Origin of the sequence: Occallatibacter sp. (assembly GCF_049582745.1) — a bacterium.
In the GTDB taxonomy this organism is placed as follows: domain Bacteria; phylum Acidobacteriota; class Terriglobia; order Terriglobales; family Acidobacteriaceae; genus Telmatobacter.
This window is the reverse complement of sequence record NZ_JBAUUO010000127.1, coordinates 38,568-54,568: the sequence shown is the minus strand read 5'-3', so window position 1 is coordinate 54,568 and position 16,001 is coordinate 38,568. Positions and strand designations below refer to the sequence as shown.

Sequence of the window (16,001 nt, the reverse complement as noted above, 5' to 3'; positions counted from 1 at the left end):
TGTTATTCCCTAATCCCTATTCCCTGTTTCATTGCGTCACCGGTGGTGCTGGAGGCGCCTTCGGCGCTCTCAGATGCGGTCCGCTTCCCGAGGACGGCCCGGCAACCGCTGGCGGCGGACCCGGCTCCTCGTCTCCACGCTTGATGTGGATGTCGCCGTTGTCTGCGGTTAAAGTCACCTTCGGCCCGCCCGCACCGATCTTGCCGCTCACCGACTTGCTTTCATCTCCGTTTACCGTTAGCGGAAAATCCGAAACAATGTCGCCGTTCCGCGTGTTTCCCGTTACAGAGGCCGCCGCATTCGGCGGCAACGTCAATTCCACATCGCCCTTCAGATTTCTCGCTTCGACTGCGTAATTGCCCGCAGACTCTACGGCAATCCGGCCGTCGCGGTCCTGAACGTAGCTGTCGCCGTACACCTGGCTCAGGTCCACATCCTTCGAGTGCGTGGTAACGCGCACCTGACCTTTTGCCTGGGTTACGCGCAGATTATCGGAATTGAGCGTAAGGTCGCCCGGCAGCGATGCCACATCCATGTCGGTCACCGACGTATGCACGTGAATCGTTCCACTCACATTCTCCATGTGCACGTCGCCGAAGAGTTCGCCGTTTATGGTGACCTTGCCCGTAATCTCCGACAATGTGAGGTCGTTGCAGTTTCCCTCGGCAGTAATGTCGCCATCGACCTGGTGGGCTGAGAAGTCGCCCTTGTCGGTGGAGAAATGCACATCCACCGATCCCTTGATCACACTCAGGTGGACGTCTCCGTGAGTCGAATTGATATTCAGACCGCTATCGAGGTTTGCCGCTGTCACATCTCCGTGACCCGAGTGCACTGTCACGTGTGCGCTCTTCGGCACCGTTACGGTCAGGTTAAGGCGACCGTTACTATTGCTGTCCGACTTCACCAGCACTGCGCCTCCGCTCACCGTCACGTGCGCCTGTTCCGCGTCGAAGATCTTTTTTGCCTCGTCGTCCGAGCCGGCAAACGCCACCTCGTGCGCCTGTACTTCGATATTGGGCGAGTCGCCAGCCGTAACGCTTACATCGCCGCGCGGATTCTCAATCTGTATTGCGGCGCCCGACGGAATCGGCACGTTCAAAACTTGCTGATCCAGATCGTGTTCCGGCTGCCCGAACATGTTGAAGAAGTTGTCCCCGTCGTGGTCACCCCAATCGCCTCGCCACGGGCCCCATATTCCACGCGAAGTGCCAGACGCAAAAAATCCAATCACAGCGAGCAGGATCAGGATGCCCACAAATCCGGTCCCGCGCCGCACCGGAGCTTCGCGCCGCAAGTCCAGCGCCCACTCCGCCAGCATCGCCAGTCCGGCGGCGATCAGCAGCAGAGGCCACCATTTGCCGTACCAGGTCCAGAAGTTCGCGGGAGCAATGTGGCCGGAGTAGATCAGCAGCCACACAATGCCGATCGCAATGAGGATCAGCGGACCAACCACCGACGGAACGCGCGGCCCGTACGCGTGCTGATACTTCGCCTTGTATGCATACTGCTGAGCTTTCCATGCATCGCGCTGGGCGCGCCACGCAGCCCTTTGCTGTTCGCGGTACACGCGCCATTGCGTACGCGGATCGTAACCGCCCGGAGGCATGTTTGGAGGTGCGCTGCTCATGACTGACCTCCCTCGGGACCCTTCCCGTAGTCTGGCGCCGCAGGAACGATGGATGTGCCGGGCTGCGGCTGCGCGGCTCCCGCCGGAGCCGGGGTCGCGGCAGCGCCATATGGATACGGAGAGCCCGGATACGGCGCCTCATCTCCTGCCGCGGCCAGCGCCGCACGCTCCGCCAGCTTCAGCACGCCAATCAGAATCAGCAGCAGCGGAACGAACAAACTCCAGAAATCGAGAAGACCCGCTTCGTGCATCAGCAGAACTGTTCCCAGAAGCAGCAGAATCGCTGGCCCTCTCAATCGGCGAATCAGGATGTAGCGGTTCATTGCGGGCCTCCCTTCGTATCTTCAAAGCGACGAACAATCAGCCACACACCGAGTGCGATAAAGACAAGCGGCCACAAGAACTTCAAAATATGCTCGGCCAGAAAGCCCATCTGATTCAGCAGCAGCAGCAACCCAAACCCGATCAGGATCAGTGCTCCAATCGGCTCCTTGCGGCGCCAGAACACGGGCGGCACGGGAGGTACAGCCGGATCTACAAATCCAGCAGCGGCCGGTGGCGTATACGGTGCCTGATATTGCGTGTACGGAGCCTGCTGATACGCGCCTGCACCCGGATTGGGCGCCGCAGGTCCAGCGCCGGAAACGCTGCCAGACCCCGGCGGAACAGAACTGTACGGCATGCCCGGCCGATGCTGCGGTCCACCCAGGTTCAGCCAGTTGCCCACCTCATTCAGACCCAGAGGGTCAGGCAGCGGCTGTCCATCGCGAATCGCCTTCGCCGTGTGGAAGGCTTCAAACGACTGATACAGAACCCACGCTGGAATAAACAGGCCAAATATCCCGTAATGCGTCGTGATGCTGATGATCACGACAAAAATCACCACGTGGATCAGCCCCTTGAAATACTGACCGTTGTACATTGCGCCCACGCCGGGTATAACGCCCAGCACGGCCGCGACCGACGGATTCGGTCCGCCCGCGGTCGGCGCAATAAAAGGTTGCTGCACGTTCTGCCAGGCAACGTAGCAAGGCTCGCAAAGAATCTGTCCATTCCCCGCGTTGCGAATACAGGCCGCGCAGAGCGCCTTGCCGCAGTTCTGGCAATAGGCCGTCGCACTAACACCGCTGTGATTTACGCAGTCCATACTGTGCTCCCTTCCCGTATTGCCATTTCGAACTCGGGTTCTCCGGCAACAAATCCAAGTTGCTGGAGTGCAGAGCCGCCAGGATGCGCGGGCCCGGGTCCCAGGCGGCAGGTCTCTGTCGCCTGGGTGGGGGACTGTTCGTGAAGGTCAACGGAAGTTTCTAAATAGTCGGGATCCCTCAAGGCTGGGGCCCCGGATTGCTGCGGAGGATCGACGCGGGATCCGCCGTCTTTCCGGTTAGGGTTTTGTTTTGACTCCCCCGGTTGCACCGGCCGAGTCTGCTGCTGCTGCGTCTCGGTTCTGCGCCGGATCTCCTGCATCCGCGACTGAACCTCGTACACCAGTCGCAGGTGATCGTAGTACCGGATAATCGGGGTCGACGCCATTGTCAGCCTGCGCTCCATGAACGAACGCACCGCCGTCGGCCGCAGATTCGAAAGCCGCAGGTCTGCAAGTTTTACGCCCGTCATATTCAGCGTAAGCGCGATTGAAAAGAAGGCCATCGCCGCCGTCATCAGCAGCCGTGGCTCGGCGAAGCGGCGAATCCGCCCCATCATGCCCGGACGCTGCCACGCTGGAATCGCCATGGGAGCCACGTCGCCCGCGGTCGCCAGCTTGTACTCCGACGTGTGTCCCGGCCCAGTCTGCGCAAGGATTTTATCCAGCAGACCCTCCGGGACCTCTGGTTCCGGGCTTAGAAACTCCAGCCACTCGCGCCCACGCCGGGCTTCTTCAAAAAGGGCGGTGCACGACGGACAGACAGCCATGTGGGACGAGAACGTAGCCTCATCCTCTGGCCGCAACAGCCCATCCAGCGCGTCGGCCAGGAGTGTTTCCCAAAGCCCGCAAGCTGGAGAGTTCGGAATGTTTCCGCGGTCTGCCATCACATCACCTCCCGCTTATTACGTTCCAGCAGGCGCGCAAGTTCCGCACGGCCTCTGCTGATGCGGGATTTAACCGTCCCTTCCGGTATGCCCAAAACCTGGGCGATCTCTTTGTAATCCATATCCTGTAAGTCCCTTAATATCACTGCCTCGCGCAATTCCACTGACACCTTGGCCAGCGCGCCCTGCACCATCTTGGCCAATTCCTTCTGGGCCGCTTTTTCATGCGGTGAAGGTCCGCTTGCCGTCAGCCTGTCAATCGGCCGCAATTCGTCGGTTTCGTCCCACCCCGCGTCGAGCGAATCCGTGCTCCGCTGGTTCCGGGTGCGGCGGAAATTGTCCACAAGCAGGTTACGGGTCATGGTCGTGATCCATACCTGCAGGCTTCCGCGAGCGATATCAAAGCTGGCAAGATTCGAATAGATCTTTAGAAAGACGTCCTGCGTTAGATCTTCGGCGTCAGCGGCATTGTTCGTAAAACGATAGCAAAGTCCGTAGACACGGCGATGGTGGGTACGAACCAGTTCGGCCCAAGCCCCGGAATCGCCGTCCATGCAGCGGCGGACGACTTCAAACCAGTCGATCTCGAGCGGCCCGCTCGTCTGGCGAGTGTCCGGCGTCATGGGTTTGGCTTCCTGACCGTGGACCGGAACCAGCTTCCGCGGGACACCTTCATCCCGGGGCTCCAACTTGCGCCGGATGGGCACCTTTGGCGCCACCAGTCCTGCCACGCTCCAGCTTAATGTACCCGCACAAGCCATGGAGGCCTATACGCATGATTTTGTTGAACAGTTCCCATATCTGGCCATGGCACGCCGGATCTCCGTGCCTCCCATTAAGTTTTCATTCAGTAAACCGATTGCGCGGCTGTATTTATTCCTTCGCCGCTTCCAACTGCCCTGCGAGAGGGGCCGACCAATCGTCACGCCGGGCGACGAAAGCGCCCGGAACACGCTGCCGCCAGCGTTCCGACGATGGCCTTCTTCACATGCCGATCTTCCATCTTCACTTGCCGATCTTCCAGGTGAGCTGGTCCATATCAAAGCGCATCTCCTCCGCTCCTGGAACCCGATGAAGTGAAACCTCACGCCAGCAGTACTCCGCGGGGGCCGCGGTGTCATTGCTGTCGTCGCGTTTGCATAAACCCATCCCGGCCTCTGGGCTGATGAAGGTCAGCACCGTCCAGCTCGAAGAGTCTTTCGACACCTCCACCAGGACGTAATCCACCGAGGTGAACGAGTACCCCAGGTCGCGCAGCCCCATGAAATACGCCTTGTTGTTCTCGATGGCCAGCAGGTAGCGGAGCCTGATATCCCAGATGGGCCTGCTCGCCCCCGTATTGACTGAGACGTCCAGGGTCTTGGGCATCGCCGCAACAATCGCGCACCAGTCCTCGCCTGTGCGCTTCGAGGCCTGCTTGCATATCGGATTCGGCTGCTGGCAGCACAGTGGAGAAACCGGCAGGCTGATCCCGAGTTGCTTTGCTGTCTCATCCTGAATGGCTTTCGCGCTCTGAATCGGAATGGGACGCGCCCCCGGCTTGATCGGCGCAGGGTCGGGAATCGCAACACCGGCCGCGATAAAAGCCTTCGCCAGATCCTGCTTCTGTTTCAAATCGAATTGATCGTTTGCGGCCAGCGACTGCAGTGGATACAGAAATCGCGGGTCCTCGAATCGGGTGAGAAATAGATCCTGGTACGCATGTGGGCTGGCTCCGTTTTCCAGCAGCAGCTTAACCGCCTTGGCATTTCCGGCCCGCATCGCCGCGATCAGCAGTCCTTCCTGCTTGTAGTAGTCGTTCGGCACCGTCATGTTTGGATCGAGTCCCGCCTTCAACGCCGAATCCAACCAACCGAGCGCTTCCGGCGCATTGGCGGCGCTTTGAAAGAATTCCTGCGCCACCGTCGATTTGCCGTCCGCCGATTTCTGTCGCAGCCCCTGCTCAATCTCCGCCGGTCTCACCCCGGCAGCCGTGGCGTCTTTCAGGAACCGCACGTCGGCGGAACTGAGTGCCGCTGCAATGTTCGGAATCGTCATGCGAAGCCGGTTGATCGATCGCTGGAAGTCTCCCGCATCCGGTGCGGGAGAAGAGTCCGCCGCTTCAGGCTCAGCTTCCGGCACAACGACCGTCGCAGCGCCTCGCGCCCCGCCCGCAACCGGCAAGGGCGCCTTGCCGTTGCGAACAAACACAAAATCGCCGCCACTGTGGGTGGAGTTGGGAATCACCGCATATTCCGGTGTCTGCGTCGAATTGCCCACCACGGAGTCCTTGATGGTCCCGTAGAACAGGCTGCTCGCCGTGAACATCGAGTTCCCATTCTCGGCCAGCGCGCGCAGCAGCACGCCTGCAAACACCGAGTGCCCGTCGACCCCAGCGTCGGACACCGTCTCTTCCCCGCCGCTGGCCATCAGGTTGCGCGACTTGCGTCCGAGCATCCGGGCAATCATCGCCGGGGTTCCTCCCTCGATTCCCGAGCCCGCGCTGCGCGTGTTCGCCAGGTCTCCCGAGTAGCAACTATCCGAGATCACCAGCACGTGACGGGCCGGCGCATCGCTCACATCGTTCATCAGTTCGTCGGAAATGATGCGGTTTGGGCTAAGTATGGAGTTGGTATCGTACGGCATCCAGTAAGCGCGCTTCGTCTTTGGGTCCAGATAGCCGTGCCCGGCGAAGTAGATCACCAGATTATCCGCCGGTTGCAGTGTGCCCTCGAGTTTTGCCAATGCGTCCAGGATATTGAAGCGAGTGGCGTCCGCGTTCAGCAAATACTGCACCTTGAACCCGTAGCTCTGTTCCAGCACCTTGCCGACGGCCTGCGCATCGTTCACCGGCGTCTTCAACCGGGGTAGCGGCGCATGGTAGTCGTTGATGCCGATAACGAGCGCGTAGAAGTTGCCGATTCCGCCGTTGGCTGCGGGCGGCGGCTGTAGAGGCTCAAGACCGCGCTGCGGTTGCGCGTGCATAAAAGGCGCGACCATAAAAGGCGCGACAAGGAGCAGCGCGAAGCAGAGCGCGCCGCCGCAGGTGCACGAACGGATGCCATGGTGCGGAGTCTTCATCAAAATCAACTCGCGCTCTTGCCGGGGAAGCAGGAAGGTGGCCAGTGTAGCGCGCCAGCAATTCTTCGCGCGAGCTTATTTGATGTTCGAGGCCACTCGGTCTGTTTGAATGCGGCATGCGATCAAGACTGTTCGGCCGCCGCGCCCGCTCACTTTTCCGGGCCGCTTTCTTGTAATCTGATTCAAACCCCAACTGCCCAAGCGGCATGGGGAAAATGAGGTCAGGCTTGCCGTCAGGGAAATTCGCTCTTACCTATACCGTCAAAAATGAGGCAAGGCTGTTGCCGTCGGCGATTGAGTATCATCTCGCCGCGGGATGCTCCCGCATCTACCTCTTTTGGGACAACACCACCGATAATTCAGCCGAGCTCGTTCAAAAATATCCGCAGGTGATTGCGCGCAATTCATTCCGGCCCGAAGAACTTCACAACCCGCCAAGCTGGCTCTCCCGAATAATGCCTGCCTGGGGAGCCGACCTCAATGTGCGGAAGATCACCAACACCTTCTACTCGGCGCGGGATGCCGCAAAAGACGGTATCGAATGGCTCGTCGGCATCGATCCCGACGAGTTGATCCTGATGTCGCGCCGCGAGCAGGTGCTCGAGAATCACATTCCCCGCTATCTAGAAAAAATCCACGACGACATCGACCAGTTGCAGCTACCCAATCTCGAATCCGTTCCCACCGCGGCCGAAACTGAGAATCCATTTACGGATTGCGTCTATTTTCTCAACCGCTTCCCGGCCACGGAGGCCGTCTGGCGCTATTCGCGTGCGGCGCTGGCTCGCATCACGGCGTTTTCAAAAGCGCGGGTCACGCGGTTTCCCAAGCTCATCGCGTGGTACGACTGGCTCTTCTACGAGGTGCGCTTCGCCGGCGCGCTGCATCGGATGATGCGCGAACCAGGAACGAAGCGAAGGATTCCCGGCACCTATTTCCTGGGATACAGCAGTTATAAGTCCTTCATACGAACAGATCGCGTGGCGGACTTCCAGTTCGCCACGCACGGCTGGAAGCCGTTTACACGGCGGCCCCGCAGCCTCCGGACCGGCAACGTCCTGCATTTCGATCTGCTCGATGCAGCCTACTTTGCATTGAAATTCAGGCAGCGCCCCGCGCCGCGCGACATTTTCTACCTGCGCTACATGCTGGGACTCGTTGCACGCGATCATAGCCTCGAAGAGATCAGGGAGTTCTTCGAAACCTACATCGCCATCCGCGATCCGAAACGCATCGAATTGCTCAAGAAAAAGGGCATCCTCATCGAGATTAGATCCGCATCGAATCTCCTCAAGAAGCTGCTGAAAACACCAGCTCCCATCGAGGCCTGACGATCGCGTCAACCCTCCGGCGACGCTTCAGTACCGGTCGCCAAACTCCGGCTCGACCGGGTTCTCGAAGAGCGATGCGTCGCGCGTCACGATCGTCAATCCCGACGGCGTAACGAAATAGCGTCGCTTATCCTCCACCGGGTCGTAGCCGATGACCGTTCCCTCCGGAATGTGTACGTCGCGATCGATAATGGCGCGGCGGATCCGACAGTGACGGCCGATCTGCACGTGGGAAAAGATAATGCTCGAGTCGACTTCGGAATACGAGTTGACGCGCACATCCTGCGACAGCACCGAATTCGACACCGAAGCGCCGGAGATGATGACGCCCGCCGTGATGATCGAGTTCATCGCCATGCCCGTGCGTCCCGGCTCGCCAAAAACGAACTTCGCCGGCGGATACTGTCGCACGCGGGTGCGCATCGGCCAGCTTTTGTCGTAGAGGTTGAACACCGGCGACACCGAGCACAGGTCCATGTTGGCTTCGTAATAGGAATCGAGCGTGCCCACGTCGCGCCAGTAGAGCGCCGTTTGCTTGTTCTCGTCGACGAAGCTGTAGGCCATCATCTTTTTCTTACCCAGCATGTTGGGCAGAATGTTGTGGCCAAAGTCGTGTTTCGAATTAGGATCCTCGGCATCGGCGATCAGCGCCTTGAGCAAGGTCTCGGTGTTGAAGATGTATATTCCCATCGAGGCCTCGACCTTGTCGGGATTGAAGGGCGACCTGAACTTCGTCGTTGCCGGTTTTTCCTCGAATCCCTGCAACTCGCCGTTTTTGCCGACGTCAACCACTCCAAAGCGGGCCACCTCATCGGGCGCAACCGGCAGTGTGGCCAATGTCACGTCCGCCTGGGTCTGGTTGTGATACTCCAGCATGCGGCTGTAATCCATCTTGTAGATGTGGTCGCCGCTGAGAATGATCATGTGCTTCGGCTGTTCGCTGCCGATGGAGTAGATATTCTGGTAAACCGCGTCGGCCGTGCCCATGTACCAGTTGGTGCCGGTGCGCTGCATCGGTGGCAACAGCTCAAAGAACTCGCCAAGTTCCTGCGCCACGATACCGGTCCAGCCTTCGCGGATGTGCCGATTGAGCGACAGCGCCTTGTACTGAGTGAGGATGAAGACCCGGCGCAGACCGGAGTTTATGCAGTTGGAGAGCGTGATGTCGATGATCCGGTAGTGACCGCCGAAAGGCACGGCCGGTTTGGCGCGGTCGCGGGTAAGCGGAAAGAGCCTTTCCCCGGCGCCGCCTGCAAGCAAAACACCCAAAGTGTCTTTCATGTCCGTATGAGCCTGCCTTGTCGCGTTGTCTGTCCGGAGCGTTCTCAGCGCGAGACCAATGTGCCGTTATCCGGTACGGCATGTTTCAGAGAAGAACTTCCTCCGTTCGCCTCTGAACGGCGAAGAATACCACACAGAGATAACATCCGCAGCCTGTCCGCGTTACGGCACATTTACGGGGCCCAAATTGTCAAGAAACCGGGCCGCAACGAGAGGGGCTTTTAATGGGGACTTCCGTATTGAACCTACCCGGTCAGGCCGCGCCTATCTGCGCTTTGCCTTGAACCGGTACTCCACGCCGACAGAAATCGCAAAGTTCACGTCGTTTTGCGTGTACTTCGTGCCGTAGTTGATGCCATACCGGGTAAAAACCGCGTCGGGCGTGATGCGGAATACCCACCGCGCAGAGCGGTTCAGGTCAATATGCCCGCCAACAATTGCTCCCAGCGCCACCTGGTTGGGGTAAAAATCAACCGCGGAGGGAGGTAGACCGCGGAGGTCCTTCTCGAACTCACCGTAAGCACCGCCCACCATGGCATGTGCAATCAGTGCGCCGTGCTTGTTATGCGGCCCAAGCCGCTCCGGGCCGCCGACAAAGAGATACTGCGCGACAAAGGGTCCTTCAATCAGCTGCGTCGATACATTGCCGCCGGTTCCCGCGCCGCTTGTACCCACGTATCCCCGGCCGCTTCCTTCGAGGGCCCAGTGCTTACTGAACCAATACGAACCCGATAGGTCCAGTCCGCCGAGATTCGACCCCTGCACAAGTGTCGGGCCAGCCTTCATGTGGTCGTAGGCCATGCCCAGCGATACATCCCACTTGTTGTCGTACTTCACATTGGCCAGCGGGTCGACGGCAATATACGTGCCGTTGCCGGTCGGCTGCGAACCCGTCTGCACAGACGGCTGCACCTGGCTGAACGCACACGAAACCGCGGCGGACAGTCCGAGAACCAGGACTGCCGAAAGCAATGAAAACCTTACTGGAAGACGCATCAACACAAAGCTTACAGGACCATACCTTGGAGGGACAATGATCGGAACTGAGGGTTAGACGCAAGCCAGCCCACTGCGGCGAGCAGGGCATCGCGCGTTTGCCTCACGGCGCGCAGGTTTCGGTCCACCTGGCATAGACCAGGTAGCGCATGGTCTTCAGGATTTCGAGCGCCGAATCCGTCTCCGAACCGGAAGCACCCGGTTGCAGCGGTGGTGCTGCATGCAGGCGCCAATCGAGTGGAATGTGGCTGAAGATCATCGCAGTCCGCGGCAGATGATAGGCGCTGGAGACGACCTCCGCCGAGTGCCAGCCGTGCGCCTGCATGATTCTCGTCGAGTAGCACGCATTCTGGATTGTGTTCGTGGCCCTGGTCTCCACAAAGATAGCCGAGGGGGGAATTCCCTGCGCTGCAGCAGCACCAGCCATCACGTCTGCCTCGACGAATTGATTGTGTGCCGGTCCTCCCGTAAACAGAAGTCGCGGAGCTACACCGCGTTCGTACTCCCGCACCCCTTCGGAGACGCGCGCCAGTTCCTCTGGAGTTGGGTTGCCGTCCTGGTCAGCCGGATATCCGAGAACAATGATTGCATCGAAGCGATCGCGGCTGGTATTTGCAGTCGGCGCAAGCCGGCGCGCGATCAGAGCCCATCCCACCAGGACGATTCCTGCCAGAATCCCGGTCAGCAAAGCACGCACAGCCCACCGGTTTTTGCCCGGCTTGATTGGCTTGTAGCGGTGCAGAGGGCGGCGGGTCGATGCACGCCGACGCGATTGGCGGGATGAGGATGCAATTGCCACAATGAGCCCCCATCCTTCACTCTACGAGTGAAAGCCGCGCGGCAGGCGCACGAAGGTATTTACTGAATGGGCGCTCTGCCGTCTCAAGCCAGCTCTGCTGGATGATCCCAGGACGACAAGACAATCTCGCTCAATGGTTTACGGCTGCGCGGCGACTGCTCCTGCGCCTGGTAGTGCTCGCTCAGTGAAGACAGGTCGCCATGGTAGCCCATCGCCATCACTGAGCCAATCGCGTACGTCTCGGGAATTTCAAATGTTTCGCGCGCTTTGGCTTGGTCAAAGCCGGCCATTTGGTGGGTCGCGATTCCCATCGCGGCTGCTTGCAGCGTGATGAAGCCATCCGCTGCGCCGAGATCGTGAATCGCGTAGTTATTCGGGGAGTCGTTGTGGCTGAACCGGGTTTTGGCGACACCCAGGATCAGCACCGGGGCACTCCGCACCCAGGCCTGGTTAAACGGCACGAGTGTGTTGAATATCTTCTTGTAGGTCTCGGAATTACGGTGGCCGACAAAATACCGCCATGGCTGCTCATTAAAGGAGGACGGCGCCCAGCGTGCGGCTTCGAAGATCGTCTTCAGATCGGCGGGACTCACATCCTGGTCAGCAAAGGCGCGGGGGCTCCAGCGCTCCAGAATGACAGGCAATACTCCCTCCGTCGAGGGCTGCGCGTACTTCATCTTATTGATTTCATTTAGAGTAAGGGGCATCGATCTCCGCTCCGCCAAAAGCTCTGCACTTAATGGGATGCGCAAGTGCAAGGAAGGGTGCGGATGCGGACTCCGATCCGGAGCGATTCGCACACAATTCGAGCTTTCCCTGCCTTGCCACGCGCATCTACCACGGACACCAGACTGCGAGACGAAGCGCGGTCGCCGTCACATTGCATTCACAGTTTTCTGGAATACTATGGCCTAGCTCTAATTTCCCAGATTTCCAGGAAAGCTCGCAGCTCTCCTGTACGAACGCCGCAAATCTTTTGCGGATAGGGAAGGAATGTGGTCAGGCCTGGATTACAAGTCGACGCACCTCAGGCGGGTCTTGATCGCGGTTTCACAACTTGATGGAGGAAGTATGACCGGTTTCAATCTGCGTAGGGGCTTGGCTTGTTTTGCGGCCCTTTTCATTCTGCTTACATTTGTATCAATAGCCCGTGCCCAGTCGGCCGTCGATGGTGCTGTGGGCGGTAACGTTCTCGACAGCACCGGAGCAGTTATTCCGAACGCTTCGGTTACGGTGCGCAACCTCGGCACCAACGCCCAACAGCAGGCTGTCACAGATTCATCCGGCTATTTTCGTGTCATCCACCTGCAGCCAGGCGTCTACGAAGTCAAAATCGCAGCTTCTGGATTCGACACCTACGACGCGACGAGCCTTACAGTCCAGATCGGATCTCTGACCGACGTCCAGGCACGCCTCAAGGTAGGCAGTTCATCCCAGACCGTTGAAGTAACCGGCGAAGCGCCGCTTGTGAATACCACCACTCCTGACTTTGCCGGCGTGGTAGACCAGGTCTCGCTCCACGATCTGCCCGAAAACAACTACCGCTGGTCGGCCTTTGCGCTGCTCACCCCCGGCGTCGTGAACGACAGCAACGGCTATGGCCTGCTGAGCTTCCGCGGCCAGAGCACATTGCTTAACAACGTCACCATTGACGGCACCGACGACAACCAGGCGTACTTCTCTGAAGAGCGTGGCAGGACCCGCGCCGGTTACTCGACGATCAAAGCTGCTGTGCAGGAGTTCCAGGTAAACACCTCGAACTATTCGGTGGAATACGGCCGCTCTGCCGGCGGCATCGTCAACTCGATTACCAAGAGCGGATCGAACGCGCTCCACGGCGAAGGTTATTACTACGATCGCGACAGTGCGTGGGCCGCACAGAATAGCTACGTCACCCATCCTGTGCAGGTTTCGAGCAACCCGGTTACGTATGCAGTTCAATCATTCAAACCCACCGATCTCCGGCGTCAATACGGATTCGGCGTAGGCGGCCCGATCCTCCGCGACAAGCTCTTCTTCTTCCTCGCGGCTGACCGCTTCTATCACGACTTCCCCGGGGCTGCAACCATCACGGGCACCAGTGCCAATGCAAACTTCTACAACCTCACCGGCAGCTACGCCCAGTCGCAGATCGCGCAGATCGCCAAGAACACCGGGCTCTCCTCCTCCGACGCCACAACCGTGTATGACAACGGCATCACCGGCCTCACCTCGATGCTAGGTACCGTTCCTCGCATCGGCAAACAGGTCATCTATTTTCCCAAGATTGATTGGCAGATCAACCAGCGCAACCACGCCTCCATCGAAGCCAATCAGATGCGCTGGTCCTCTCCGGCGGGCATCCAGACCAGCCCCGCCGTTGCCTACGGCATGGCCAGCTTCGGCAACGACTATGTGCGCGACAATTGGATCGTCGGCAAGCTCGACAGCTTCATCACCAACAAATGGAGCAACGAAGCGCGTTTCATGTACGGACGCGACTTCGAGTTCGAATTCAACCAGACGCCGACATCCTACGAGCAGTCCAACCTCGTGAACACGCCGACTGGCTACCTTAACCCCCAGGGTCTGCCGCCCAATGTTTATCTCAGCGGCTTCTTCCAGTTCGGCACTCCGCAATTCCTCAATCGCGCCGCACTGCCCGACGAGCGCCGCTGGCAGTTGTCCGACACCGTGGTCTGGGTCCGTGGCAACCACACCATCAAGTTGGGAGAGGACTATATCCATACCGACGACTTGATCTCCAACCTTTACAACCAGTACGGCGGATTCACTTACAGCGGCAGCACCCCGCTGGGCAATTACATCTCTGACCTTTACCTGTCGCAGAATCCCATTGCCGGCAAGACTGCCGAAAACTACACCTACTTCAACCAGGGCGTCGGCGCGGCCGGTCTCGACTTCACCACTGGCGACTACGCGCTCTTTGCGCAGGACGAGTGGAAGGTGAGCCCACGCCTCAGCCTGACCATGGGCCTTCGCTGGGACTTTGAGAAATACCCGCACCAGCAGCTGCCCAACTCTCTGTTACCGCAAACTTCTTACCTGCATGACAACACGAACAACATCGGACCCCGCGTCGGGTTTGCCTATGACGTTTACGGCGGCGGCAAGACCATCCTCCGTGGCGGTTACGGCATGTTCTTCGCCCGCGCTATCAACTCCACGCTCTACCAGGCTCTGATCGGCACCGGTGTTTCCGCCGGCCAGGTCAACCCCTCTCTCAACCCGGGCACCCCCTGCGCTCCGCAGTTCCCGCAGATCATTCCGTCCGGTTCGTACGCAAGCTGCCTCCAGGGTTCCAGCGGCAACGCGACATCTTTTTACATCGATCCGAACTTCAAGGTCCCTGAGATTCATCAGGGAGATCTGACGCTCGAGCAGCAACTCACCAAGAACGACGTATTCAGCGTTTCATGGCTCGGATCGTGGGGCCGCCGCCTGCCCGACTTCGTCGACACCAACCTGCCCGCGCCTACGTCCGTAACCTTCAACGTTACCGGCGCCGGACCGCTCGCAGTGGGAAGCGCCGTCACTGCCAACGCCTATTTCTACACGGCGAATCCTAATCATCGCCCCAACCCCAACTTCAGCTCCATCACCGATATCTTCAGCGGTGTCACTTCGAGCTACGAAGCGCTGGTCGCCCAGTTCAAGCACCAGATGTCGTATCACGTCTCGTTTGGCTCAAACTTCACCTGGTCGCATGCGCTCGACTTCGGGGAAAACAACACCACCGGCGCATCTGCCACCGCGCTGCTCGACCCCAGCAACATCGGGCTCGACTACGGCAACTCCAACCAGAACGTGCCCTATCGCTTGCTGATCTACACCGTCGCGGATTCCCCGTGGCATGTTCACGGACCGCTCGGCTATGTCCTCAACGACTTTGAGCTGGCTCCTACCTTCCAAACTCAGAGCGGCCTGCCCTACTCGGTCGGCATCAGCGGATCGTCGGCGAAGCTCTATCCCACCGGATCGACAACGCAGCAATCGATCATCAGCACCAGTTCATTCAACGGCACCGGCGGCGCCAACCGCATTCCCGGACTCAATCGCAACGACTACCAGTATCCGAAGACCTGGGGAGTCGATATGCGCGCCTCCAAAAAGATCGTCGTGCGCGAGCACTACGCCCTTGAGTTCCTGGCCGAGGCCTTCAACCTTACCAACCACCAGAACGTCACCGGCGTGGGCGCAACCGCATACACCATCTCTGAGAACACCGCGACCCACACCAACAACCTGGTGCAGTACACGGCCACACCTTTCGGCGCCGTCACCAGCACCGACAACAGCAACTTCGCGTTTAACGTGCGCCAGATGCAGATGGCCCTCCGCCTCACTTTCTAACTGAGTGCAGGCCTCAAACAAAAATCGCGACGCTCAAGGGCGTCGCGATTTTGCTTGAACGGGATGAAATCAGCTGGAGGTTAGACGTGAACCGCAATATTTGCCACTGTCGGTGGTGCTGACATTGCCGGCTGTTTGAATACCTTGGTGGTAAAGAACTCAATCATCAATCCAAACAGTGCATTGACGAAGAAGTTCACCACCGGCAGCAGGATCAATCCCGCATTCATCAAGAGCGAATAAGAAGAGACAGCTCCCACAACCAGCCCTATGATCGCGCCATTCCAGGCCCAATGCACCTTGAGGCCGGAGATGCCAATGACAAACCCCATCACCGCCCGATTCAGCAGAATCCACACCAGTGCGACCACGCTGAATTTGAGGATGTGGCCATAAAATGCTCCGCTCGCGCAAATCAAACCTGCAACTAGTCCAAATAGAATTGCGATTGTGATCCGCTTCATTGCCTTGCCTTCTTTCAGGCACACCAGTGCCTGAGGCTCGATACGAAGAGAATCGT

13 protein-coding genes are annotated in these 16,001 nt (G+C 59.0%); 2 read left to right on the top strand and 11 right to left on the bottom strand.

Going from position 1 to position 16,001, the window contains the following annotated elements; translation table 11 throughout:
- Nucleotides 1-28: 28 nt before the first annotated feature.
- The 6 genes from WCA10_RS18040 to WCA10_RS18015 form a co-directional block, all read right to left on the bottom strand.
- A complete protein-coding gene (locus tag WCA10_RS18040) occupies nt 29-1,630 on the bottom strand; it encodes a DUF4097 family beta strand repeat-containing protein (RefSeq protein ID WP_472823905.1) in 1,602 nt (533 codons plus the stop codon).
- Nucleotides 1,627-1,953 (bottom strand): hypothetical protein, encoded by a 327-nt coding sequence (locus WCA10_RS18035; RefSeq protein WP_472823904.1) that lies wholly within the window; start codon nt 1,951-1,953, stop codon nt 1,627-1,629. The genes WCA10_RS18040 and WCA10_RS18035 overlap by 4 nt, the downstream gene beginning before the upstream one ends.
- The gene (locus WCA10_RS18030; RefSeq protein ID WP_472823903.1) at nt 1,950-2,777 is read right to left on the bottom strand and encodes a LiaI-LiaF-like domain-containing protein; all 828 of its coding nucleotides are present in this window, start codon (nt 2,775-2,777) and stop codon (nt 1,950-1,952) included. The genes WCA10_RS18035 and WCA10_RS18030 overlap by 4 nt, the downstream gene beginning before the upstream one ends.
- A complete protein-coding gene (locus tag WCA10_RS18025; protein WP_472823902.1) occupies nt 2,765-3,661 on the bottom strand; it encodes an anti-sigma factor family protein in 897 nt (298 codons plus the stop codon). The genes WCA10_RS18030 and WCA10_RS18025 overlap by 13 nt, the downstream gene beginning before the upstream one ends.
- Complete coding sequence (locus tag WCA10_RS18020) at nt 3,661-4,284, bottom strand: RNA polymerase sigma factor (RefSeq protein ID WP_472823901.1); 624 nt, start codon at nt 4,282-4,284, stop codon at nt 3,661-3,663. The genes WCA10_RS18025 and WCA10_RS18020 overlap by 1 nt, the downstream gene beginning before the upstream one ends.
- 382 nt (nt 4,285-4,666) lie before the next feature.
- Nucleotides 4,667-6,721 carry a caspase family protein gene (locus tag WCA10_RS18015; RefSeq protein ID WP_472823900.1) on the bottom strand — a complete coding sequence of 685 codons (2,055 nt, stop codon included), beginning with the start codon at nt 6,719-6,721 and terminating at the stop codon, nt 4,667-4,669.
- A gap of 227 nt (nt 6,722-6,948) precedes the next feature.
- Here WCA10_RS18015 and WCA10_RS18010 point away from each other — a divergent pair, with 227 nt between their 5' ends.
- Nucleotides 6,949-8,052, top strand: coding sequence for a glycosyltransferase family 2 protein (locus WCA10_RS18010; protein ID WP_472823899.1), 1,104 nt, complete (start codon nt 6,949-6,951; stop codon nt 8,050-8,052).
- A gap of 27 nt (nt 8,053-8,079) precedes the next feature.
- Here WCA10_RS18010 and glgC read toward each other — a convergent pair whose 3' ends face one another.
- The 4 genes from glgC to WCA10_RS17990 all read right to left on the bottom strand — a co-directional run bounded on the left by glgC (nt 8,080) and on the right by WCA10_RS17990 (nt 11,835).
- Nucleotides 8,080-9,381, bottom strand: coding sequence for a glucose-1-phosphate adenylyltransferase (gene glgC, locus WCA10_RS18005; protein WP_472823934.1), 1,302 nt, complete (start codon nt 9,379-9,381; stop codon nt 8,080-8,082).
- A gap of 216 nt (nt 9,382-9,597) precedes the next feature.
- Nucleotides 9,598-10,305: a hypothetical protein gene (locus WCA10_RS18000; protein ID WP_472823898.1), complete on the bottom strand. Its 708-nt coding sequence runs from the start codon at nt 10,303-10,305 to the stop codon at nt 9,598-9,600.
- A 127-nt stretch (nt 10,306-10,432) separates the two neighbouring features.
- Nucleotides 10,433-11,128: a YdcF family protein gene (locus tag WCA10_RS17995; RefSeq protein ID WP_472823897.1), complete on the bottom strand. Its 696-nt coding sequence runs from the start codon at nt 11,126-11,128 to the stop codon at nt 10,433-10,435.
- A gap of 83 nt (nt 11,129-11,211) precedes the next feature.
- Nucleotides 11,212-11,835, bottom strand: a complete 624-nt coding sequence (locus WCA10_RS17990; RefSeq protein WP_472823896.1) for a nitroreductase family protein — start codon at nt 11,833-11,835, stop codon at nt 11,212-11,214.
- Nucleotides 11,836-12,199: 364 nt separating this feature from the next.
- Between WCA10_RS17990 and WCA10_RS17985 the strand changes: the two genes are divergently transcribed.
- Nucleotides 12,200-15,481, top strand: a complete 3,282-nt coding sequence (locus tag WCA10_RS17985; RefSeq protein ID WP_472823895.1) for a TonB-dependent receptor — start codon at nt 12,200-12,202, stop codon at nt 15,479-15,481.
- Nucleotides 15,482-15,561: 80 nt separating this feature from the next.
- Here WCA10_RS17985 and WCA10_RS17980 read toward each other — a convergent pair whose 3' ends face one another.
- The gene (locus WCA10_RS17980) at nt 15,562-15,945 is read right to left on the bottom strand and encodes a hypothetical protein (RefSeq protein ID WP_472823894.1); all 384 of its coding nucleotides are present in this window, start codon (nt 15,943-15,945) and stop codon (nt 15,562-15,564) included.
- Nucleotides 15,946-16,001 lie beyond the last annotated feature (56 nt).

What these genes read in the sequence shown, in the direction of transcription:
- WCA10_RS18030 (WP_472823903.1), bottom strand. Translation starts at nt 2,777, where the DNA reads ATGGACTGCGTAAATCACAGCGGTGTTAGTGCGACGGCCTATTGCCAG.
- WCA10_RS18015 (WP_472823900.1), bottom strand. Translation starts at nt 6,721, where the DNA reads ATGAAGACTCCGCACCATGGCATCCGTTCGTGCACCTGCGGCGGCGCG.
- WCA10_RS17990 (WP_472823896.1), bottom strand. Translation starts at nt 11,835, where the DNA reads ATGCCCCTTACTCTAAATGAAATCAATAAGATGAAGTACGCGCAGCCC.
- WCA10_RS18035 (WP_472823904.1), bottom strand. Translation starts at nt 1,953, where the DNA reads ATGAACCGCTACATCCTGATTCGCCGATTGAGAGGGCCAGCGATTCTG.
- WCA10_RS18040 (WP_472823905.1), bottom strand. Translation starts at nt 1,630, where the DNA reads ATGAGCAGCGCACCTCCAAACATGCCTCCGGGCGGTTACGATCCGCGT.
- WCA10_RS18025 (WP_472823902.1), bottom strand. Translation starts at nt 3,661, where the DNA reads ATGGCAGACCGCGGAAACATTCCGAACTCTCCAGCTTGCGGGCTTTGG.
- WCA10_RS17980 (WP_472823894.1), bottom strand. Translation starts at nt 15,945, where the DNA reads ATGAAGCGGATCACAATCGCAATTCTATTTGGACTAGTTGCAGGTTTG.
- WCA10_RS17985 (WP_472823895.1), top strand. Translation starts at nt 12,200, where the DNA reads ATGACCGGTTTCAATCTGCGTAGGGGCTTGGCTTGTTTTGCGGCCCTT.
- WCA10_RS18020 (WP_472823901.1), bottom strand. Translation starts at nt 4,284, where the DNA reads ATGACGCCGGACACTCGCCAGACGAGCGGGCCGCTCGAGATCGACTGG.